Genomic DNA, 22,126 nt, shown 5'->3' on the forward strand with positions numbered 1-22,126 from the left:
GCAATGCAATGTAAAAAGCCGCTATTAATACAGCGGCTTCTGTGTGTAAGAATTGCGTAGTGATATCAAAAAATCAAACTAAAAAGTTTATAACCACTTAAGCCAAAAATAAGCACTAATACTGGTAAAGTAAATAGGTTTACCAACACGGAGTTAGTGTATTTACCCATTACAGAGCCTTGATTTACTAGCCAAACAAGGTAGGCAGTTACAATTGGCAATAATAAACCATTAGCGGCTTGTGCAAAAATGATCACTGCGACAGGGTCTAAACCCAGAGATGCTACGGCAGCACCAAATAATAAAATAACAATGGCAACGCCTTTAAAGCGAGTGTTATCCATTTTATTTGACCAACCTAACATGCCACATACGGCGTAAGCGCCGGCAAGGGGAGCCGTTATAGCGCTGGTTAAGCCTGCGGCAAATAAACCAATAGCAAAAAAGTAATGGGCGGCATCACCTAGTAAGGGTTCAAGTTGTACCGCCATATTGGCAGCGCTAATTTGCCCTGCATCGGTGCCATAAAATGCCACTGATGCGGTTGATAAAATAGCTAAGGTGATCACACCACCTAGGGTGATGGAAACGCCCGTATCTATATTGGTTTCTTTAATTACTTTTTGTTTGTCACTCTCGCTGTTATGGCGAGCAGCCAGTACCCCTGAGTGTAAAAATAAGTTGTATGGCACTATGGTCGTACCTACCAATGCTAATACTGTGGTAACTGAGCCCTCAGGCATGCTAGGAATAAAACCAGCTAATACGTCACTGAGCGAGGGAGCCGCCATAACAAGCGTAGAGATAAACACTAGGCTCATTAAAATCACTAGTAAAATAAGCGCATTTTCAACAACTTTGTGTTTACCGCTATAAAGTAGTATGGCACTTAAAAATGCAATCAGTGGCGTCCAAAGTTGGGCATTTACCTGAGGGAATATTTCAATTAATCCCATGCTGGCACCGCTTAAATTACCAGCCTCGTAGGCGGCACTGCCAACACCAATGGCGCTGATCACTAAAAATATAGCGAGAGATTTAAATAGGGGAGTTTCAATATGGGCTCTTAGTGCTTGTGCTAAGTCTTGCCCGGTGGCTACGCCTAGGCGCGCCGCCATAGATTGTAATAATATGGTGGCAATTACTGAAAATAGTAGCGTCCATATTAGTGCAAAACCAAAGTTTGCACCCGCTACGCTCGCGGTGGTAATAGTCCCTGGTCCAATGAAGGCAGCGGTGACGAGTAGTCCTGGTCCTAATCGCATAGTTTGACCCTAATAGTGCTTTTTATATTGCTATTTAAAGTTACACCTAACGTTTTATAACGCGATGCCTGTAATTATTGCTGCCACTTATACTAAGTGCCTTGCAGCATTGGCCGCCCCTTGGCTTTGCCTTTTTTGATAACCATATGTTAAAAAAGGTCGCGTAGCATACCAACTTGTATATAAATTTAAAGGGGATAGGTTGCGTTTGCCTAAACTTTAAACGATTTAATAGGTTTTAGTTGTTATCAAGCTTTGGTACCAAGCAAAAATCTTATATGATGTTGACAATAGCACACAATATAAACTTTCAAAGGCGACCATTATTAGTGACTGTAATACATCACCTTTAGCTGATAACTCAGAACAATCCTCTGAGATGATAATAACTAATTCAACATTAAAAATAGCCACATTTAACCTGTTTAATTATCTTGAACCACCTAATGCTTATTATGAGTTTGAGCGGATATATACCGCGGAGCAATGGGCAAAAAAACAGCGCTGGATTATTGATTATTTAACCGAGCATCAGCCCGATGTAATTGGCTTTCAGGAAGTGTTTAGCATTGAGTCGCTTAAAGAGTTACTAAAGCAGCAAGGGTATGTGTACTTTGCTGTGGTGGATGAGCCACAGGTAATAGATGATTTTATTTATAAACGCCCCGTTGTGGCAATAGCAGCAAAATACCCCATTGTTGAAGTAGCGAGCGTAAAACACGACTATGAGCTTGCCAGTACTTTAGGTTTAACTGAAGATTTTGCCTTTAGTCGTAAAGTTCTTAGAGCCACAATAAATTTGCCGCATATCGGTAATACCGATTGCTATGTGGTGCATTTTAAATCTAAACGGCCATCAATTGAGATTGATGAAAATAATAAAGAACTAACCGCTGAAAAAAACATTATTGAAATTTTAAAAGCAAATGTAGCGGGTGGCTGGGGCTCAACTATTCAGCGTGGTAGTGAAGCAACATTGCTGATGATAGAAATGATAAGCCGTCGTGAGGCCACGCAACAACCTATGATATTAATGGGAGATTTTAATAACGACCTAGCTGATGGCGTTTTAAGCCACTTATTAACCAATACACTGCGTTTTGCTCCTACGTTTGATAGTAAAACCTACCTTGCAAAATATTGTCTTAACGATGCGTGGCAGTTATTTACAAAGTTAAACGATGATTGCGAGCCTGATGAAGTATCTAATGAGTCAATAAAAGGTATTACCGATAAAGATAATCGAGGTTTAAAACTACCACGAAAAGCAACGCATTACTTTGGCGCAAGCAGCTCTGTGCTTGATTATATTTTGCTATCTTGTGAGTTTGATTCTGGCTATGACGACAGTTTTTTTGAAGTAAGTGATTATCATACTTACGATCGTCATTTAATTAACCCCGAGTTTGAGCGCGACGATTTAAGTACCGATCACGGCGTTGTATGTATCACGCTTAAACTACGGGAGTAATGATTAACTCACCACTGTTTAGTTATTATGCCAAACAGTGGCGAGTCGTTATTTACTGACGAGGATTTATCTCTAAAGGTGACAAGGTAATGGTGGCATTACTACTTGCGCCTTTGTAACCTTGATACTCTTTGTTTTCAAACAGTGTGTAAAAAACATCGACATAATCATCATTATTGGTAAACCATTCATCAGGCATTGCTTTAAGTAACTCATTAGTGAGTTTAGGAATAATAGTATAGCCCTGTGCTTGTAAATCAGGGATGCTTGCCATTACTTGCTCTGATATTTCTAATAACTTCATTGCTAAGGTTTTATAATTTGTGTTGTCATCTTGCTCCATTAAAAGCAAATCGACAGCTTGCCAACGATAACGTTGCCAATGAATTAAAACCTGATTAGGGCTGTAATTGGTTTTATCATGATCTAAATAAGGTAAATCAACAATATCTAATATTGGTTCATCTCTGCTAGGATCGATCCCCGTTACGATGGCATAGACTTCTGCTTTACCTGAAATCCAAGGTTCTTTATCATCCTCTAAATGTATTTTTTTCAGCACGCTAGTTTGTAATGGCTGATCATTATTTAATTGATTTTGTGGGCTAACCATGTTTTTGCTGAATTTGTTAGCTGACAAAATTCCTTTCATTACTGCAATACCCGCACCCTGTACTTTTTGCTGATCTAATTCGACAATAAAAACAGGTTGAGTTGGCATTTGGTCTACGCTTAAATAATGAATGTTACCAAACTGATCGAACGCTTCAATCTCGCTCCATTGGCTATCGTCACCAGCGGGTGCAAATGCGAATAAAGGGTTTTCACCTTGTTGCCAATCAGTTAGCATGGTTTCGCTAGCTAAACGCACTTGTAACAAGCTTCCTGAATTGTTAGGTAAGCCTTTAAGCTGTTGTAAGGCACTATTTGCCTGACTTATATTACGTTGTGTATGCCGTGCTACTGTTGATAACTGATCAGCATTTAAAACTAAGTTATATTTATTTACTGATTGTTTTAAATCAGCATTCAACACTGAATAATTAAGCGCTACTTGCTTTGCGAAATTACGCTTAATAGTTGCTACGTTTTTGTATTGAGCTTGCTGTACCAAGCTTTCTGCATTTTCAATATGATCTTGAGCTGAAAAAGCAGGTACTGATATAAAGTTCAATAATGCCGCCGTAGCTAAAGATTTGGTTATTTTATTTTTCATAAAAATTCCGCCGTTCCATTTTTAGTAACATCTATAAAACAACAATTAGAATAAATGCTCAAGTTAAATTTATAAAATACGTAATTAGTATTAATATTATGTCAAAGTTTAATATACATTACATAAATACCGTAATTTTTATATAAAGCAGGAATCTATTACAAAAAATGTATATTTTGTAAAATAATTTATATACATATCAGTTGGTTAAATTTGGCTTAATAGTTGCTTTAACTATTATTCTAATAACAACACAAAGGAAAAAACAATGACCGATATTGCACATTCTGCGTTTGTAGCATTTTACCTATACTTAATTATGATGTTAGTTCAGTGGGCCGTTGCGACGTTTAGTAAGGCTAAACAACCTGGTGCAGTGCCAGGGAAAATTGATAAAGAGCTATCTCATGGGAGCTTTATATTTAGAGCGCATCGTACTTTTCATAACACATTAGAAAACAGTGCACTATTTATAGGAACGGTTTTATTTGCTTTTGTGATGAATTACCACAGCTCGGTATTTGCAATATGTATATGGGTATATGTGATTGCACGTTTAATTCATATGGCACTGTATTACGCAATCGCCACCGAGAAAAACCCCAGCCCGCGTAGTTACTTCTTTTTAATCAGTGTGATTGCAAACATTGTGATGTTAGTGCTATTGGGACTGCGATTAGCAAGCTAATTAAATGGTTAAAGCGAAAAGCAAATCGGCTTTTCGCTTTAAAAAATATTTATACTATCGGCAACCAGTACTATTAAAGTCAACCACTAGACTTGCGCCCTCACTGTTTCCAGAGACTTTTAGGTACCCCCAAAACTGCTCCTGATCACGAATGAAAATACACTCGTTATTCGCACTATTGGCAGAGTTTGCAATCTCGTTACTACCATTTGGCCAAGTACTATTCGAGTAACTTAAGTCAATATTACCGCTACCATTTGCTGATGTTATTGAAATACCTGACTGACTATTTACATCTGCAATGGCAAACCACATTGGACCACTGTTACTTAAACATATGACTTCACCATTTTTAAGGCGGCCTTTACTTTGCCCTGATGACGTTGCACATGCATCAGGCAGTGAACTACGCGTTTCTTTATATGATGCAGTGAGCTTTACATTATCATAGTTATTATAACCGTTTACCATTACATGATAGTTTCCTACGTGGGCAGGATTGAAAATACATTGTTCGTTATTTCCTTCAAGGTATGGGCGACAGTCATAGCGAGATAAGGTTGGCTCTGAGTTATAACTGACGTATAAATCAGCATCCCCTGAGCCATCATTTAGACTAAATGTTAATTCGCTAGCGCCAGAAGGGACGTCAAAATTAAACTGTAACTGGGTGTTTTGCTTTTGAGAAATAAAAAGGGGTTGACCATTTATGAGCGTTTGTTTATTGCCTTGAGTATTTTCAGTTATGGTTGCGATAATTGTTTTCATATCAATGTCGCCATCGTTATCAGTGACGGTTAATGATACGGTATATTGACCTGACTGTGTGTAAGTATGTATTGGATTGGCATCTGTGCTGCTAATACCGTCGCCAAAGAGCCAAGTATAACTTACGATATTTCCGTCGCTATCGGTACTACCAACACTTGAGAACGTAATAGGGGTATTTTCTAGGCCTGAATATGGACCATTTATATTGGCACTCGGTGCAATATTTAACGGCGAACCATATACAAGCTGATCGCACCATTGCACAAATTCATTTTCATAGTTATTAGCCCAATGTTGGGTTTTATTTTTGTACGCACGCCAATTTCCTTGACGTGTATCTGTGAGCATAGCGTTGAGTTGTTGTTTGTAGCGCTCAAACATAAAGCGTACCCCTAAATAGCCCCAACGATAAATTCTATCTTGATCAAAACCATCGTAGTTAGTGGCAAATATTTGCTGCAGGGTAAAGCGCTGTCCATTTTTAATGGTATTTATTGCCGCTTCATTATCATTTTGATTCGCGATGTATTCTGCGACCCCCTCAGACCACCATACAATGTCTTCGGTTGGAGAGTTGAAGTTACCATATAAGTTAAAACGACCGTCTAAGTAATGAACATATTCGTGCTCTAAATTCCATACAAAATGATCCGCTTTTGCATAGCTTGCTTCATAAGCTACAAAGTTGGCTTCGTTATCAGTATCAGAAGGATCGCCCTCTAAATACATTCCGCCATTATTAGTATTAATACCAAAAATTGCTTTGGCATACTTGCTATAGTCGTGACTACTATCAAAAATATTTACGTATAAAAAACGGTTATAATCATTCGCGACAGGCATATTTTCTGTGGCTAATTTAGTATGAAATAACCCTTCTTCAGCCTGCATTGCATCACATGCTGCAGCGTGTTGAGCTGCTGTCATCGCCTGTGAACGGATTTTTATGGTGTTGCTACAATTATATTGCTGGGAAAGTACTTGTTGAGTGAGTGTATCTACAAAATTACAAACACCAAACTTACTGCAATCAGTGTAATAATTTACAATGTCAGCAGCGCCAAGCCACACGGCATCACCATAGCCATAACTTTGATAGGTATTAAAAATATTAGTTAAGCCTGCGTCTACATCAGGTTGAATACTTGCTTTAGAATATTTTTTAAGCCGCGCAAGCTCACTTGCTGCATTTACTATTAAAAACTCTCCGTCAGATCCAATTAACCATTGTTTTTGCGTAAATTCACTTAATTTTATTGCTAAAGCTTTATCGTTTGCTATTAACGTTACAAATTCTTCATTCCACTGCCCGCGATATAGCAACGTAAAAATTCCATTAACTGCATTACGCATATTCCAACTGCTCGCATAACTTTTATCAAAACGCGTTAGCCATTGCTTAACAACTTCAAGATAACGATGTTGTTGTTCAGCACTATCCATTGTAATAATGACCTCTGACAGTGTTTTACCATGGTCATCGTTGTTATCATAAAAATGTTGATTGTTTACAAAGGCATCGATGGCATCTGCAACGCTAGGTGTTACCAATGCAGGAAAGTCGATAGAGTCATTATAAAACTCTGCATAAAAGCCGGTTCGCAAATATAAAAATAAAGCTTCGATCTGCTCATTGCCACCACCAGTGTAACTTTGTGAAAGTGAGTTAGCATGATTGGCTACAGCAATCATATTATCGGTGGTAAAAATCTGTGGTTGAAGATCGGTTGCAGCGAATAACTCGTTGATACACCGTGTACCTTGGCGCTTTACTTCGTCAATAACCGTCATGGGATTTGCAACAGCAAGGGCATTCAAGTCACAACTAACGGCCATTACCTGACTTAACATTCTCTTCGTTGTAATATGTTGCTGTATTGGCGTTTGTTGAGGTAGCTGTTGCGGCTTTTGTTGTGATTGTGCCACAGGTGCCTTGCTATTACTGTATTGGTTTACGCCGTGATGCATGACGCGCTCTACAATAGCAGGCTGCGGTTTAAACGTTCGTTCTTGCTGGGAATGTGCAGTTGCAAAGCCGGTGATACCTAATAGCGGTAAGGCCAAAATAAATTTATATATTTTCATAACTTTCCTTTGATAATGATTATCTCAACCTGTAGTACACAATTGAGGTACAGGGTTGTATCATTTTTCTCCCCATGCAATCAATAAGTTTTACTTTTAGTTTTAAAATTAATGCTTTAGTTTGTTAGGTGTTAAGCTTTGGAGGCAATGAAGTCGCATTAGATGCGAAGCACTTGTAGACTTAAATATATAAGTAGACTCATAATATTTTTAACTCAGTATCTATTGTCTTTAGTGAGCAAGGGCTTATTAAACGGGTGAGTTTTGTTGATTTATATAAAGTTATTTGAAGAGATGACTAAATTAATATTCTTTAATGGCGTTTTATTTAAAGCGAATCTGATAGTGAATTCATAATATCGCTTTAAAATACGATGCGCGTCTGAGGGGAATTCGGTCCGCGCAATTATTCCTTGGTTTATTGAGTTAGCTTGATTTTTCGGGTCACAATAAAACACATTAATGAGCCTAATGTAACTAACACAACGCCTTGCCAGAATACGCTGGTGAGCGATATTGATAAGTAAATAGAGGCAAATAGTGTTGATAACACAGGAATAAAGTAAGACAGGGTGCCTAACAACACTAGGTTACCGCCAATGATTGCTTGGTTCCATAGTGCGTAACCTCCACCAATAACAATACCTGCTAATACTAAGGTCAAGCTAGAATATAGGCTAAACTCAAAGCTGGGTTCATTACTCAGTCCGTAACTTATCCATAAAGAGATTGCCGTGACTGCAAAAAATACACTAATGGCATTTTTACCCTCGCTAAGTTTAACCGTTACACTGCAATACACAGCCCAAATAAACGCCGCTGCAAACGCCATAGAGTAGGGCAATGGGTTGTCACTTATATTATCGGTTAATACTTCCACAGATAAACCACTATCACCTGCAATGCACCATGCAACGCCTAAAAACGCAATCAGTATGCTCGGGTAGACTAATGCGCTTACTTTAATGCGGTTAACAATAATCGATAATAAAATGGTTAACGCTGGCCAAAGGTAGTTAATAATCGCCATTTCCAACGCTTGCTGGCGACTATTTGCAAAGCCAAGCGATAAAGCCAAACACATTTCGTAAATCACAAATAAGCTGCCACCAAAGAGTAAATAGCGCTTTGGATAATTATTTAGCTTTGGTACACCCATGACAAGCATTAAAAAAATCGCACTGACGCTATAAATCAAAGCAGCACCGCCAATTGGGCTAAATAACTCCGATAAATCACGAACAAAAGCAGTTAAACTGCTCCAAAGTAAAATAGCGAGCACCCCATAGAGGGTGTATTTATGTTTAATTAAAAAAGACATGGAGAGCTACTTAATGAAAAACAAAAGTAACACTTTAATATATATCAAGGGGTAGGGCATTAGTTTTACTAACTTTTAGTCTGATAGGTAGTAGCAGCATGTAGGGTCTTTTTAATCGTGGCGCGAGGTTTGTAACCTCGTGAGCAGTTGATAACTGCTCATGCGTTATTCTACTGGCTTACATCCATGTAAGAATAAGTAAGTCCGAGCAAAGTTTTCGCGTCCTGCTAACGCTCCTTACCTACATTCAGTGGGCAACAAAGAGTAAATCCACCCTAGGGAAGAGCTCGATGGGCAGCGCCTGTTTGGCATTGATGCAGCGTTATTGCCTAAATGCCAAACAGATTACTACAAATCTAACCTTAAAAGACCAACAGACCCTAGTTAAATAATTTAAATAGCATCCACAAATATAGAAGGGTTATTTATTCAATATTTACCTGAACGCTGCTTACTTGATTATCGTAGGTCGCTGAAACAATAAAACTACCAGCGCTATTCGTTTTACTGGTTAATCTATAAACCGCATTCTCTGTACCTGCGCTAATTAATTTTGTAGTTACCAAACTGCTTCCATTAATGCTCCAATCAGCAAATTCAGTTACATTCACACTTGAAGTTTCATCACTGCCATTAGCCGTCAGTGTGAGATTAATTGAACCAAGAGGGGTCATAGTTAATACTGAACTGCCATCATTTATTTGAAGATCATTTAAATCATCAGAACCATCGACTGTTACTGTAATAATTTTCTGTTTGTTGCCACAGCTGCCAATTAATTGAGTTTCACCAGATTTGAGCGCAACAAGCGTTCCTTTGTTTTCGCCTTCATCTGTTATACCAATATAACGGGTTCCTACTTGCGACCAAGTAATAGTGTCATTAATAGTCTTAGCTTCTTGAGCTACCAAAGAGGCAATTGCACTAACTTGAATACGATCGCCAATATTAAGATTGATCTCTTCAGTTGGCTCATCATTAACTAAAATATCGATAGACTCTAAATTTTTAGGATCTGCTTTCACTGTCAGCTTACCAAGAACATTGTCTATTTTAGCTGTAATAGTTGTATCTTCAACATCAGGAGCGGATGTAAACAATAAGCCGTCAGAGTTGATTGTTGCAGTACTGCCGTTATCAACAGCAAAACTTAAACCTCTAATGGTATTTAAAGATGTATATCCATCAGCATAGGTAAGATCGGCTGATAATTGCGCAGGTATACATGTATTAATGTAATCAATGTTAGAAGCGGCTGTTTTTAAGTTAATTTCAGTGACTGCGACATCACTTACTGAAACCTCACCTTCACCTGAGATATCATTGATGGTAGTTCCTGTGATAGATACAGCCCCTTGGTTTGCTGTAGTACTCGAAACCGCATTTACAACACCATTGCTATTTACAGTTGCAATAGTCGGATCGTTAGACTCCCAGGTTAACTCACTAGTAATGTCGCGCGTGTCACCATTACTATCTATACCCGTAGCACTTAATTGTAATGTCTCACCTGGCTTTAAGCGTTGTTGATCTCCAACTATCTTAACAGATTCTATAATGGTGCCTTCAGAACGAAGTTTGTCTAACTGTATTGCTTTTGCAAGATCCGTTGTATCACTTTCAGAACCGCAACCCGTAACGCTGATAATAAATAATGCGGTTACAGATAATTTAAAAAAACTGTGTGTATTAATCATATTTCTATTGCGTCCTTTCATACATAACTAAAAGTGATAAACAAAGCCTAAGGTATAACCGGTTATTTCAATATCATCACCTTTGAAAAGGGATTGATAACCAAGTCTTATTTGAGTGTTTTCTAAATAAGGAATTTGCTGGTGCATTGCGACTCCCCAAGAAAAACCATCATATTTATAATCACCATTTATTGATGTGGAAGGATTAGACACAACAACTTGATTTTTTGCATAACCCAATGAAACGTCCAGACCAAAGCCATTGACTACATCAGATTGCATAACAAAATATAGGGCTAAGCTTTTGTCTAAATTTAACTCTGTATTATAAATATTATCACTTGTGTTTGATGCTAGGTAATGCGCTTCAAAAGCCATGTTATTGTTACTAATACCAGCACGTATCAATGCACCTTTAGGGGTCGCGTTTTCATTACTTATTTCGATATCACTCATCATGTAGTCAACACCAATATAAGGGGTATCTGCAAAACTACTGAATGATGCGCTAAGTAAAAGTAGAGTAAGAACTTTTTCCATAAATCTTAACTTATAGTCCATCGGTATTTTGGGTACAAATAGTATTAAATCGCCTTGCATTAATCAAGCTGAGCAGTTTACTTAATATATAATTAGCGGTTAATTATACTTTTTCGAATACATTATAATTATTCAAAATGTTATCAAGATAAGAATTTAATTAGGTGTGTAAGGTATCGAAAGTAGTACCTTACACACTGGTATTTATTCAATACCAATAAAGCCGCCAGTTTGATGTGCCCACAGTGCAGCGTAAATGCCGCCTTGGGCAATTAACTCATCGTGACTGCCTTGCTCTACAACGCCACCTTCATCAAGCACAATAAGCCTGTCCATTTGTGCAATGGTTGATAATCGGTGTGCAATAGCAATGACTGTTTTACCTGTCATTAAATCATCTAAGCTGGCTTGAATAGCCGCTTCTACCTCTGAGTCTAAAGCGCTGGTAGCTTCATCAAGTATAAGAATAGGCGCGTTTTTGAGTAACACCCGAGCAATAGCAATCCGCTGGCGTTGCCCGCCCGAGAGGGTTACCCCTCGTTCGCCCACTTGTGCATCAAAGCCTTTATTGCCTTTGCTGTCTTCTAAATCGGTTATAAAATCGAGCGCTTTGGCTTGTTTGGTCGCATCGAGCATTTCGGCTTCTGTGGCATCGGGCCTGCCGTATAAAATGTTATCTTTTACTGAGCGATGTAGTAGGGATGTATCTTGGGTAACCATAGCAATATAACGGCGCAGACTTTCTTGGCTAACATCGGTTATATTTTGACCGTCAATACTAATGCTACCCCTGTCTGTATCGTAAAAACGTAGCAACAAGTTAACTAATGTGGATTTACCCGCGCCAGAGCGACCCACTAAGCCAATTTTTTCGCCCGGTTTAATATTTAAGTTTAAACCGTTAATTACTGGACCTCGGTTATTTTCATTAGCGGCTTTACCATAATTAAAGTGTACATTGTTAAAGTCGATTGCCCCTTGAGTTACTTTTAAGCTATCGGCTTTTGGCTTGTCATCAACCGCAATCGGGTTTGAAAGGGTGCGCATGCCATCGGCTACGGTACCAATGTTTTCAAATAAGCTGCTAATTTCCCACATGATCCATTGGGCCATGCCATTAAGCCTTAACGACAAACTCAATGCTACTGCAATAGCCCCCGCACTAATGGCACTTAACGACCATAAATACAAAGACACCGCTGCCACCGAAAATACCAGTAAATAGTTCAAGCTTTGAATAACCACATTAAGGCTGGTTACCAAACGCATTTGTTTATATACAGGCTGTAAAAATACATCCATGCTTTGTTTAGCATATTGCTCTTCGCGTTGGGTATAAGAAAACAGCTTAATGGTTGAAATATTGGTGTAGCTATCAACAATACGGCCGGTCATTTCTGAGCGTGCGTCAGCTTGTGAGCTTGCAATGCTTTTTAACCGTGGTACAAAGTAAATTTGCACGCAAATATATAATGCTAACCACACTAATAACGGCAGCATCAAGCGCCAATCTGAGGCGGCTACTAAAAACACCATTGAGCCAAAATAAACGGCAATGTACATCAATACATCAAGTAACTTAGTGACTGACTCACGCACTGCCAATGAGGTTTGCAGTACTTTAGTGGCTATTCTTCCGGCAAACTCATTTTGATAAAAGCTAACACTTTGGCGTAATAAATAACGGTGCGCTAACCAACGTATCGACATCGGATAGTTACCCAACAGTGCTTGATGTAAAATAGCCGACCTGAAAAAGACTATCATGGGCATCACGACCAAGAGCATTAACCCCATCTTTATTAATTCGGATTGTTGCTGTGAAAACAGCTCTTCAGGGGTGTACTCACCGAGCCAGTCAACCAGTTGCCCCATGTAACTAAATAAAGACACTTCTAAAATAGCTAATAATGCGGCACTGAGCGACATAAGCACTAACGACAGTTCCATGCCTTTGGTGTAATGGCGGCAAAAGGCAAATAAGGTATTAGGAGGCTGAGATGGAGAACGCTCCGGAAACGGTTTAGTCATCCGTTCAAATAATCGATACATATTAGAAGCTTATTAAGTATTTATAGAGATGTCCCACTATACCATTGTAAAATACAAAGGCGCAGTGGGAATGAGATGTTTAAGTGTTATCTTAAGTTGAGTTAACGCTTTAAAGTTTTGTGTGACCGGTTTTATTTTTTACCAGCCAGTAAGATATACCTAAGGCTATTGTTACCAATGCAAGGCCAACAATTTGCTCTGAGGTCACTAATTTTAAATCTAAAACAATAATTTTACGTGCCACAGCCATTAGTGCGGTGGCAATAACCAGTTCAACCGGCAGTGAGCTTGAACCTAAATATAAACGAATGTTGGTAAATATTTCTACTGCTATAAGCACCACCATAAAAGCACCAAAGGTTTGCAGAATGTCTTCAATGTTTAATAAAAAGTAAGGGGGAGAGCTCAACCGCATATATAAAACATATACTACATCAGCAATACTCCAAAAAATAACCAACACCATGAGTACCGCTAATATTTTAATAGCAAAGCGAATCGCATGATGTAAATACTGCATAAGGGGATCAACATGATCCTCAGGTAATTCTTCGTGTTTCTTCATATTTTTACAGCACCTTATTATTTTAAACAGGGTATATAAAATGATAGCTGATTAATCGTGTTTCTCTCTTTAGTATACGTACAAATCAGCATAAGTGATTATTTTTATTAAACTAGCGTACTTATTAGTTGCAAATGAACTAAGCCGAGCAAGCTAGCTAATGTTAATTAAATGTAATTTAACCTGAGGTTTTTAACGTCTATCTCAAAAGCATTGCTGTATAACTACAGAGCTGTCATTTTAAAAACATCAACAATGAGGATTAAACTGCTATGTCAATTTCACCTTTAAAGTTAGTTACTCGGCTTATTAAATATAGTGCGGTTGCATCTGTTTGTAGCGCATCATTTTATAGTGTGGCGGCACAAACCACACAACAAGCATCATTGCATAATATTGCAGGGCAAATTTCAGCGCAGCGTATTGGAGATGATATTCAAACGTTGGTGGATTTTGGGACTCGCCATACTTTATCTGAAACTAAATCGGATACTCGTGGTATTGGCGCGGCAAGGCGTTGGATAAAAAAAGAATTTGAAGCAATTTCTGCACAGTGTGGTGGCTGTTTAGAAATACTAGAAGTAAAGCAAACCATTTCGGGAGAAAAACGTATTCCTAACCCTGTAGAAGTGGTTAATATAATTGCGATTCAGCGCGGTAATACCGATCCTAACCGTATGGTGATGATGTCGGGAGATATAGACTCGCGGGTTAGTGATGTTATGGACTTTACTAGCGATTCACCGGGAGCAAACGATAATGCATCAGGGGTGGCCGGTGTTATTGAAGCTGCACGGGTGTTATCGCAATATACGTTTAATGGCTCAGTGGTATACGCCGCACTCTCAGGTGAAGAGCAAGGTTTATTTGGTGGTAAAATTTTAACTGCTTACGCACAAAAAAATAACTGGCAGGTTCATGGTGTTTTAAATAACGACATGATTGGCAATATTACCGGCATTAATGGCGTAACAGATAACACAACTGCACGCATTTTTTCTGAAGGCACGCGCGTCGTTGAAACTAAAGAACAAGCCCGCACTCGTCGTTTTACCGGCGGCGAAGTTGACTCAGCGAGCCGTAATTTAGCACGTTACATAGACACCATTGCTGATAAATATATTGAAAACTTAGATACCATGCTGGTATATAGGCTCGACCGCTTTGCCCGAGGCGGGCATCACCGTCCGTTTAATGATGCGGGCTTTGCGGCTGTGCGTATTATGGAAACCAACGAGCATTATGACCGCCAACATCAAGACCTGCGCACCGAAAATGGGGTTGTGTACGGTGATACCATTGATGGGGTCGATTTTGATTACGCCGCAAAGCTAACTTCATTAAATGCGGTTAGTCTTGCGTCAATGGCATGGGCTCCTGCGCCTCCAAAAGAAGTGAGAATTAGTGGTGCTGTACGCGCCAGTACCACTCTTACTTGGCAGCCAACAGAGGATAAAAATGTAGCAGGCTATCGTATATACTGGCGCTATACTAGTGAACCACAATGGCAATACAGTCAATGGGTTGATAATGTCAGTGAATTTACCCTAAAAAATGTGGTTATTGATAACTACTATTTTGGAGTTGCTAGCGTGAATCAACAGGGTATTGAGTCGCCAGTGGTATTCCCAGGTGCTGTAGGCTCGTTTGATCACAATATAAAGTAAGTGTGCTTTGCTTGAAAATTCAGCAAACAGCTGCGAATAAGGTGTTAAGCACGCTATTTATGCTTGCGCCTTATTTGTTATGCCCTTAAAGTGTAAACAAAGAAGTAAAAAGGTTATTAAAATGCAGCAACAAGAACAACAACCATTAACACCAGAGCAGCAAGCTGAACTTCAGCAACAAGAAATTAAATGGCAGCGCGAGTGTTTTCAAAATGCACAACAACATTTAGCTGAAAAAGGCATTATGCCTAAAACCTTGCTTGAAAAAGAAAGTCGTTTTTTAGCGCCTTTATGTGCGCTTTGGAAATTTAAAGCGCAAAACGGTAAGAGTTACTGGGTGATCACAGGTCGTTTACCAACCGATCACGCTGAAGCGTCTGCAGCAAAAGATGCACGTGATGCCATGCGTTATTTTTCATTGCAGTGGCAGTTAAAGGCCGACCAAATTATTACAGCGGGTCCGCGTGATAAAACCCAAGCCGACTTTGCAAACTTACTTATAAATCGTGCTCACGGCTTATATGAAATGCATGAAAATGAGCAGCTTTGGGCAAAAGAACCAGCTTAAAAATAAACGTAATTACCCTTTAAAAAAACCTAACTTAGTTATCTAAGTTAGGTTTTTTCAGCTATTGCCTTGCAAGAAGCTTAATACGCGCTATCTACTCGCACTGTGTTATTGGTTAAGTAGATTAGGCGAACATTATCCCCTTGATGAAAACGCATAGCGGGATCGCTGTCTTGTACCACCATAAATTGCTCACCACTTTCTACTTGTATCAGTAATTCAACCAGCTGTGTATTTTCATAGCGCTGTGTTTGCTGCTGATTATGGGCAACGTTACCACCAATCACCGATCCTAAAATAGTCGCTACAGTACGACCACTGCCGCCGCCAAACTGGTTACCAATAACACCGCCTAGTAAGGCACCGCCAAAGGTTTTCCAGCCGTTACTTTTGTCTTGTACTAATTGTTGCTCAGTAATAGTGCGCACCGACTTTACTTTACCAAATAGTACTTGTTGTACAGGAACGGCTTTATTTCGTTCGTACTTGGCAAACGTTGGGGCACTTACTACTAATAAAGCGCATAAAATTAAGCTAAGCGTTTTCATAATTCGCTCCTGTTATTACCAACCAAACGTTGATTTTTCACGCGTCTTACGAATTTCAGTTTCGTCAGCCCATTCAACAAGACCGCTTTGCATATCCATTAAACGCATTGTAAATTTGTAGTACACATCGGCTTTATCTGCATTAGATTTAACAATGCTTGATAGGTTACCGTACAGCATATATTGCGCACCAATTTGCTTACCAAAAGCCACCGCAGTACTTGGGTTGACTAAGGCGTCTTCGTTTTGAAATGTAATTTGCTCACGAACCGCCTCTACACGGGTCATATCAACAAATCTAAATTTGCCGCTACGCAGTAATTGAGTAGAGATTGAGTCGGTGATTGATTCTGTATCTATGTGTTCACTGGTTTTATTTTTAATACGCTCTACAAATACCACAGGGCGTGTATTGGCGGTCATAGTACCAACCACAGGCGAACTAAGCAGAGAGTCGGTCATTTGCGAGGCAACTTTTTGTAAGTCAGTAGAGCCAAAGTTTATATCTGTGGTTTCTACGGCTTGGGCATCACCATAGCTGACAACAGCTTTGTTGGCACAGCCTGCAAGTGTCAGTGCCGCTAAGCCTAAAATTGCATAACTAGACAGTGATTTAAATTGTTTATTGATCATCATGATTTCCTTTAATCTTTAAATTCTTGTGCGTCGGTTGAAACTTCTCTTACAGCTAATGAGAAGGTAACGGCATTAGAGCTAGGTGCTAGTCCTGCAAGCTGAGTTTTAGCAAAGCCAAATAATGTTAGGGCTTGCCACGGTGAGTGGTTGCCTTTAATAACAAAGCCATCTTTATCAAACCAGTTAAATTGATACTGTAAGTATTGCGATTTTTTATAGGTACTCGCTAAAGTAACTACCACGTCGGTAAGGTTATTTGTTTGACGCGTTTTTACATCACTAATTAAAAGCTTTTTAGCTAATTGCGGATTATTAACGTTGAGCTGCTCTTTGTAAGCGTTGGCAGTTTGCTCAACCCCAATACCTGAGGTTACAGGTCGGCTGCTACATGCGCTAAGCATAAATAACGCAATAACGGGAAGTATGTATTTCATGATGGCTCCTAAAGTTGCACTACATGGGAGTTAAAATATTTATTAACAGAGGTTAGGTAGATTAACGTTAACCCTTGCTTACTAACGGTAAAATTTATTGGCGGTTGCGAGCCAACGTTTAAAGTATGCTCGCCTGCTTTTAATGCGCTGCGGGCAAGGCTGATCTGATTAGGCAGGGTAAGCCAACTACGCGTATCTGCTTGCTCAGATGCAAGATTATACAAATTTGCCAAAATGTTCCCCACATCACCGGCACTGCGCGCAAGCTCTGCACGCATTTTTTCTTTAGCGACAAGGCGTAATATTTGCCTTGAAACACGACCAGCTACTTGCTGTTCTAACGTTTTAGCAGCGAGTGCCTCTAAATGTACTAAAGGGCTTAATGCTAAATTTTGGTCATCAACTTTTAAATTATTAACGGCACTGCTGTAGGCATTATTAATATAAACTGGCATTGCTAGGCTATAAAAGCGGGCATCCCCCTGCGAAGTATAAATGGGCAATCGCAATTTAAACTCGTGCTGTTTTGGTATAAGGCCTTGTTCAAATAATATAACTACTTCGCCTTGATTTTTATCTATGGTGTTTACTTCACCAAACTGTCGTTTAAATTGTTTGTAGTCATCCGCAAAGCCTTGCTGCTTAGCAAGGCGCAATATATCTTGCTGTAAATACGGATTGCTAGGTTGTATTTCGAGCGCTTTTTTATAGTCTATGTAGGCATCATCGCCTTGCTTTGCCGTTTCATATAACAACCCTGATAAGTAAAACGTGTACGCATTTTGAAAGCCATTTTTTACCGAGCGAGTTAAATTATCCATGCCTGGGTAGTGTTGCTGTGCTTGAGCAACGGCATTATTAAACTCGCTTTGATTATCGAGTAGTGCATCAACTTGTACTTTATTGGCACGGCGTATTTCAACTAACGCGCTCTCAATATCGCGTTTATAAACATAATTAAGTGCTTTGTAGCTATGCAACATACTCATTTCGTAAGCAGGTGGGATATAACCTATTGCTGAATCGTTAGTTAACAGCGCATTACTTTGTTCAAGCCCTGCACTTACTTGTATTTTGGCTGCTTGGCGCTTTGCTTGCATCTGTTGGTAAACAGTTTCAAAATATGTTTGCGCACTATCTGGATTATTAGCTAAATCAGCAATGCGCCCTTGCTCTAATTGGTTCAGTAAATAATTACTGTGCGCTTTACTATTGGTTTTTATAAGGGCGCGTGCATTTTCAATATTATTATTGCTAATAGCTTGTCTAACAGGAGTGGTGTTTGTGGCATAATCATTAAACAAGTCGTTAAAGCCAATAGTGCTGCAACCACTTACAATAAAGCAAAAACTGAAAATTAAAATGTGACGCACACGCACTCCTTTTATCTATTTTATAAGGTTAACACATGGCTTATAAATGTAGGTGTGAAAGATTGTAAAAAAGCGTAGTGTATAAACATTAAAGCTTTATTATTAAAAAATAACCATATTAACGTTTACAACAATGGACGCTAATTTAATCTGTATATAAATACGGTATATATTTATCAACACGTTAGGAATTTATTTGAAAGCCACTCTGTTTACTATTATCGCGTTAGTTGCCTTTGCTGCCAATTCGTTATTGTGTCGCTTAGCATTAGCTCAAGGTTATATTGATGCGTGGAATTTCACTGTTATACGGCTTCTCAGCGGGGCAGTGTGTTTGGCTATTATTATGCTGCTCTATACAAAGCAATTAAATAAAAAAGCACAATTAAGTAGCCCCGTTATTAACGATATCGGAAGCTGGCGAAGCAGTGTGAGCTTGCTGATATATGCGCTGTGTTTTTCTATAGCTTATATAGAGCTAGATACCGGTATGGGCGCGCTTATTTTATTCTCCGCGGTGCAATTTACCATGATCGGCTGGGGCATCTATAAGCAAGAGCGCTTAACCGCTGTGCAATGGCTTGCATTTATTGTGGCGTTTGTGGCTTTTGTTTATTTAATGCTGCCTTCGCAAACAGCGCCACCGGTAATGGCGGCAGTATTAATGAGCATAAGTGGCGTGGCATGGGGAATATACAGTATTAGAGGCAAAGCGTGTGTGTCACCACTTAGGGCCACCACTTATAACTTTATTCGCAGCTTATTAGTGCTACCTATTTTAATTGTGGTGGGTATGAGCCAGCTTAAAAATGTACGTATGGAAGGGGTGTTACTTGCAATAGCCTCAGGTGCCATCGCATCAGGCGTAGGTTATAGTATTTGGTATGTGGCTATGCCTTTATTAAAAAGCACGCATGCAGCTATAGTGCAGTTATGCGTGCCCGTTTTGGCAGCTATTGCAGGAGCGGTGTTTTTATCAGAAACCTTAACTGTGCAATTTATGCTCCCGAGCAGTATCATTTTACTGGCTGTATTGGTTTTTACGTTAAATAAAAAAACTAACACCGCTTAGCAGGTGGGCTCACATTAAGCACAAAGCGTTCATATAAAGCAGGTAAGTGGGTTAAAATAGCGTCTTTACCTAATAAATCACTTTCTTTAATGCAGTTATGTAATACCTCAACTGACAGGTGCCTCATAAGCTGCTCTGATTGCGCAATGTGGCTAATATGCCAAAGTTCTGGGGCAACACCGCCTAAATCATGCTGATAAGGCCGATAAAATCCAAATTCTGCTAGGTGGGTGTCTAGCCATTGACTCAGTTCGGCAAAAGGTCCGCCATGCTGATATTCATCGGGGGTTAGTTGCAACTCATAATCGTCACTCACTGCGCGTTTATCAAAAATATCTAAGTCAGTGCCTAAATGATGGCGACTTGCCCCTGGCAGTGCAGAGTACAGCATTATGGCGGTACATTTTTCAATATCACTCAGTGAATTTAGTTCAACGGCTTGTTGCGCTTTATTTAACACCACGCGCTTATTTGAAAATTTAGCATTCCAAATAGCCGATTGACGATTAAAATCCCGAAAGCTTGATGCAATACATAAATCAAAGCCAGCGGATGCAGCCGCTGATTGCAGTGCAACAAAGTCGTTGACAATATTGGTATGCAAATAATGGTTTTGTATGGCGACTAAGTGTGCATCACTTTGTCCGGTGATGCATTGTATGAGTTCTTTATTTGCAGTCATTAAGTTAACAGTCGTTCTAATATTTGTTCATAAATATCGGCCAGCGCGATCAGGTCATCTGTGCTAACACACTCATCAACTTTATGAATTGTGGCGTTACGTGGCCCCAGCTCGATTACTTTAGCGCCGGTTTGAGCAATAAAGCGGCCATCTGATGTCCCACCTGTTGTTTCTAAATTAGTGGTTAAGCCAGTTACTGATTTAATCGCAGCGACGGTAGCATCAACTAACGGACCGTGATCGGTTAAAAACGGTAGGCCATTTACAATCCAATTTAGTTCGTAATTCAAATTGTGTTTTTGTAAAATGGAATTTACTTTTTGTTGCAGTTGTTGATGAGTAACTTCGGTGCTAAACCTAAAGTTAAATTGTACTTCAAGCTCACCGGGTATCACATTACCGGCACCTGTGCCGCCATTAATGTTAGAGATTTGAAAGCTGGTGGCAGGAAAGAAGTCGTTACCCATATCCCACACAGTTTGGCTTAATTCAGTTAATGCTGGCGTGGCTAAATGAATTGGGTTTTGCGCTAAGTGTGGGTAAGCCACATGCCCTTGCACACCGGCGATAGTTAAAAAACCAGTTAGAGAACCACGACGACCATTTTTAACCACATCACCGAGTACATCGCGCGATGAAGGCTCACCAACAAGACACATATCAATTTTTTCACCGCGCTCTTCTAAAGTATCTATTACGCGGGTAGTGCCGTTGATAAAAGGGCCTTCTTCATCTGAGGTAATTAAAAACGAGATAGAGCCTTTATGATCTGGGTGCTTAGATACAAAGCGCTCTGTGGCTACAACCATAGCTGCCAGTGAGCCTTTCATGTCGGCTGCGCCACGCCCATGTAATAAACCGTCTTCAATTAGACCAGCAAAAGGCGGATGCTGCCAATTTTTTTCAGGCCCAGTGGGCACCACATCGGTATGACCGGCAAAACAAAAGTGTGGTGATTGCGTGCCTTTTCGTGCCCAAGTATTGAGCGTGTCAGTAAAAAAGAGTGATTCAATGTCAAAGCCAATTGCACTTAGACGCTCATTCATCATGTGTTGGCAGCCTGCATCTTCAGGTGTAACCGACTCTCGCTGAATTAAAGCTTGGGCTAGGGTAATTACTGGATGGGTCATTATTTAAAGATCTCATCGTATTGTGCTGCTTTAAAACCTAAGTGATATTGCCCATCATTAATAAGAACAGGGCGTTTAATCATTGCAGGTTGTTCAACCAATATATCGATAGCAGTTTGCTTAGTTAAGCTTTGCTTTTGCTCATCAGGCAAGGCTCTGTATGTTGTGCCACGTTTATTAACAAGTTGTTCCCAGTCAATATGCTCTGCAAAATCGCTAACCATATTATGATTAACGCCATCTTTACGATAGTCATGGAAAGTGAACGCGATGTCATTATCGCTTAGGTATTTTTTTGCTTTTTTGATTGTGTCGCAGTTGCTAATGCCATAGAGAGTGATCATA

The 22,126-nt window shown here is 39.5% G+C and carries 20 protein-coding genes; 5 read left to right on the forward strand and 15 right to left on the reverse strand.

The genetic code is table 11. The features are described 5' to 3' along the window. Nucleotides 1-65: 65 nt before the first annotated feature. Complete coding sequence (locus P3J6_RS11340) at nt 66-1,265, reverse strand: Nramp family divalent metal transporter (protein WP_198523060.1); 1,200 nt, start codon at nt 1,263-1,265, stop codon at nt 66-68. Nucleotides 1,266-1,644: 379 nt separating this feature from the next. Here P3J6_RS11340 and P3J6_RS11345 point away from each other — a divergent pair, with 379 nt between their 5' ends. Then, on the forward strand, nt 1,645-2,736 hold the full coding sequence (locus P3J6_RS11345) for an endonuclease/exonuclease/phosphatase family protein (RefSeq protein WP_232735497.1): 1,092 nt from the start codon (nt 1,645-1,647) through the stop codon (nt 2,734-2,736). Between the two features lie 52 nt (nt 2,737-2,788). Here P3J6_RS11345 and P3J6_RS11350 read toward each other — a convergent pair whose 3' ends face one another. After that, nucleotides 2,789-3,952 carry a DUF3103 family protein gene (locus tag P3J6_RS11350; RefSeq protein ID WP_198523061.1) on the reverse strand — a complete coding sequence of 388 codons (1,164 nt, stop codon included), beginning with the start codon at nt 3,950-3,952 and terminating at the stop codon, nt 2,789-2,791. Nucleotides 3,953-4,220: 268 nt separating this feature from the next. Here P3J6_RS11350 and P3J6_RS11355 point away from each other — a divergent pair, with 268 nt between their 5' ends. Then, nucleotides 4,221-4,640, forward strand: coding sequence for an MAPEG family protein (locus tag P3J6_RS11355; protein ID WP_138604895.1), 420 nt, complete (start codon nt 4,221-4,223; stop codon nt 4,638-4,640). 54 nt (nt 4,641-4,694) lie between these two features. Here the strand turns inward: P3J6_RS11355 and P3J6_RS11360 are convergent, their stop codons facing one another. The 6 genes from P3J6_RS11360 to P3J6_RS11385 form a co-directional block, all read right to left on the reverse strand. After that, nucleotides 4,695-7,496 carry a collagenase gene (locus tag P3J6_RS11360; protein WP_198523062.1) on the reverse strand — a complete coding sequence of 934 codons (2,802 nt, stop codon included), beginning with the start codon at nt 7,494-7,496 and terminating at the stop codon, nt 4,695-4,697. A 418-nt stretch (nt 7,497-7,914) separates the two neighbouring features. Continuing rightward, nucleotides 7,915-8,817, reverse strand: coding sequence for an aromatic amino acid DMT transporter YddG (yddG, locus tag P3J6_RS11365; RefSeq protein WP_198523063.1), 903 nt, complete (start codon nt 8,815-8,817; stop codon nt 7,915-7,917). A gap of 425 nt (nt 8,818-9,242) precedes the next feature. Further along, nucleotides 9,243-10,514 carry an Ig-like domain-containing protein gene (locus P3J6_RS11370; RefSeq protein WP_198523064.1) on the reverse strand — a complete coding sequence of 424 codons (1,272 nt, stop codon included), beginning with the start codon at nt 10,512-10,514 and terminating at the stop codon, nt 9,243-9,245. A 27-nt stretch (nt 10,515-10,541) separates the two neighbouring features. After that, a complete protein-coding gene (locus tag P3J6_RS11375) occupies nt 10,542-11,054 on the reverse strand; it encodes an outer membrane beta-barrel protein (RefSeq protein ID WP_138604891.1) in 513 nt (170 codons plus the stop codon). Nucleotides 11,055-11,258: 204 nt separating this feature from the next. Next, nucleotides 11,259-13,106 carry an ABC transporter ATP-binding protein gene (locus P3J6_RS11380; protein ID WP_198523065.1) on the reverse strand — a complete coding sequence of 616 codons (1,848 nt, stop codon included), beginning with the start codon at nt 13,104-13,106 and terminating at the stop codon, nt 11,259-11,261. A gap of 109 nt (nt 13,107-13,215) precedes the next feature. Continuing rightward, entirely contained in the window at nt 13,216-13,671 is a 456-nt protein-coding gene (locus tag P3J6_RS11385) for a phosphate-starvation-inducible PsiE family protein (protein ID WP_138604889.1), read from the reverse strand. A 272-nt stretch (nt 13,672-13,943) separates the two neighbouring features. Here P3J6_RS11385 and P3J6_RS11390 point away from each other — a divergent pair, with 272 nt between their 5' ends. Further along, a complete protein-coding gene (locus P3J6_RS11390; protein WP_198523066.1) occupies nt 13,944-15,338 on the forward strand; it encodes a M28 family peptidase in 1,395 nt (464 codons plus the stop codon). Nucleotides 15,339-15,459: 121 nt separating this feature from the next. Further along, complete coding sequence (locus P3J6_RS11395; RefSeq protein ID WP_198523067.1) at nt 15,460-15,906, forward strand: DUF4826 family protein; 447 nt, start codon at nt 15,460-15,462, stop codon at nt 15,904-15,906. 80 nt (nt 15,907-15,986) lie between these two features. Here the strand turns inward: P3J6_RS11395 and P3J6_RS11400 are convergent, their stop codons facing one another. The 4 genes from P3J6_RS11400 to P3J6_RS11415 are packed head-to-tail and all read right to left on the reverse strand — an operon-like array spanning nt 15,987 to nt 18,897. Next, complete coding sequence (locus tag P3J6_RS11400; RefSeq protein ID WP_075169321.1) at nt 15,987-16,454, reverse strand: glycine zipper 2TM domain-containing protein; 468 nt, start codon at nt 16,452-16,454, stop codon at nt 15,987-15,989. Nucleotides 16,455-16,469: 15 nt separating this feature from the next. Further along, the gene (lpoB, locus tag P3J6_RS11405) at nt 16,470-17,087 is read right to left on the reverse strand and encodes a penicillin-binding protein activator LpoB (RefSeq protein WP_010389748.1); all 618 of its coding nucleotides are present in this window, start codon (nt 17,085-17,087) and stop codon (nt 16,470-16,472) included. An 11-nt stretch (nt 17,088-17,098) separates the two neighbouring features. Beyond that, nucleotides 17,099-17,524 (reverse strand): YcfL family protein, encoded by a 426-nt coding sequence (locus P3J6_RS11410; protein ID WP_138604884.1) that lies wholly within the window; start codon nt 17,522-17,524, stop codon nt 17,099-17,101. An 8-nt stretch (nt 17,525-17,532) separates the two neighbouring features. Then, complete coding sequence (locus tag P3J6_RS11415; protein WP_198523068.1) at nt 17,533-18,897, reverse strand: COG3014 family protein; 1,365 nt, start codon at nt 18,895-18,897, stop codon at nt 17,533-17,535. Between the two features lie 196 nt (nt 18,898-19,093). On the opposite strand from P3J6_RS11415, the gene P3J6_RS11420 reads away from it, so the two are divergent. Beyond that, nucleotides 19,094-19,969: a DMT family transporter gene (locus tag P3J6_RS11420; protein WP_198523069.1), complete on the forward strand. Its 876-nt coding sequence runs from the start codon at nt 19,094-19,096 to the stop codon at nt 19,967-19,969. Here P3J6_RS11420 and P3J6_RS11425 read toward each other — a convergent pair. The 3 genes from P3J6_RS11425 to P3J6_RS11435 are packed head-to-tail and all read right to left on the reverse strand — an operon-like array spanning nt 19,956 to nt 22,125. Next, the gene (locus tag P3J6_RS11425) at nt 19,956-20,651 is read right to left on the reverse strand and encodes a M15 family metallopeptidase (RefSeq protein ID WP_198523070.1); all 696 of its coding nucleotides are present in this window, start codon (nt 20,649-20,651) and stop codon (nt 19,956-19,958) included. The genes P3J6_RS11420 and P3J6_RS11425 overlap by 14 nt on opposite strands. After that, nucleotides 20,651-21,781, reverse strand: coding sequence for a succinyl-diaminopimelate desuccinylase (dapE, locus tag P3J6_RS11430; RefSeq protein WP_198523071.1), 1,131 nt, complete (start codon nt 21,779-21,781; stop codon nt 20,651-20,653). The genes P3J6_RS11425 and dapE overlap by 1 nt, the downstream gene beginning before the upstream one ends. Then, nucleotides 21,781-22,125 (reverse strand): ArsC family reductase, encoded by a 345-nt coding sequence (locus P3J6_RS11435; RefSeq protein WP_138593938.1) that lies wholly within the window; start codon nt 22,123-22,125, stop codon nt 21,781-21,783. The genes dapE and P3J6_RS11435 overlap by 1 nt, the downstream gene beginning before the upstream one ends. Nucleotide 22,126 lies beyond the last annotated feature (1 nt).

Source organism: Pseudoalteromonas sp. 3J6 (assembly GCF_903995135.1).
In the GTDB taxonomy this organism is placed as follows: Bacteria; Pseudomonadota; Gammaproteobacteria; order Enterobacterales; family Alteromonadaceae; genus Pseudoalteromonas.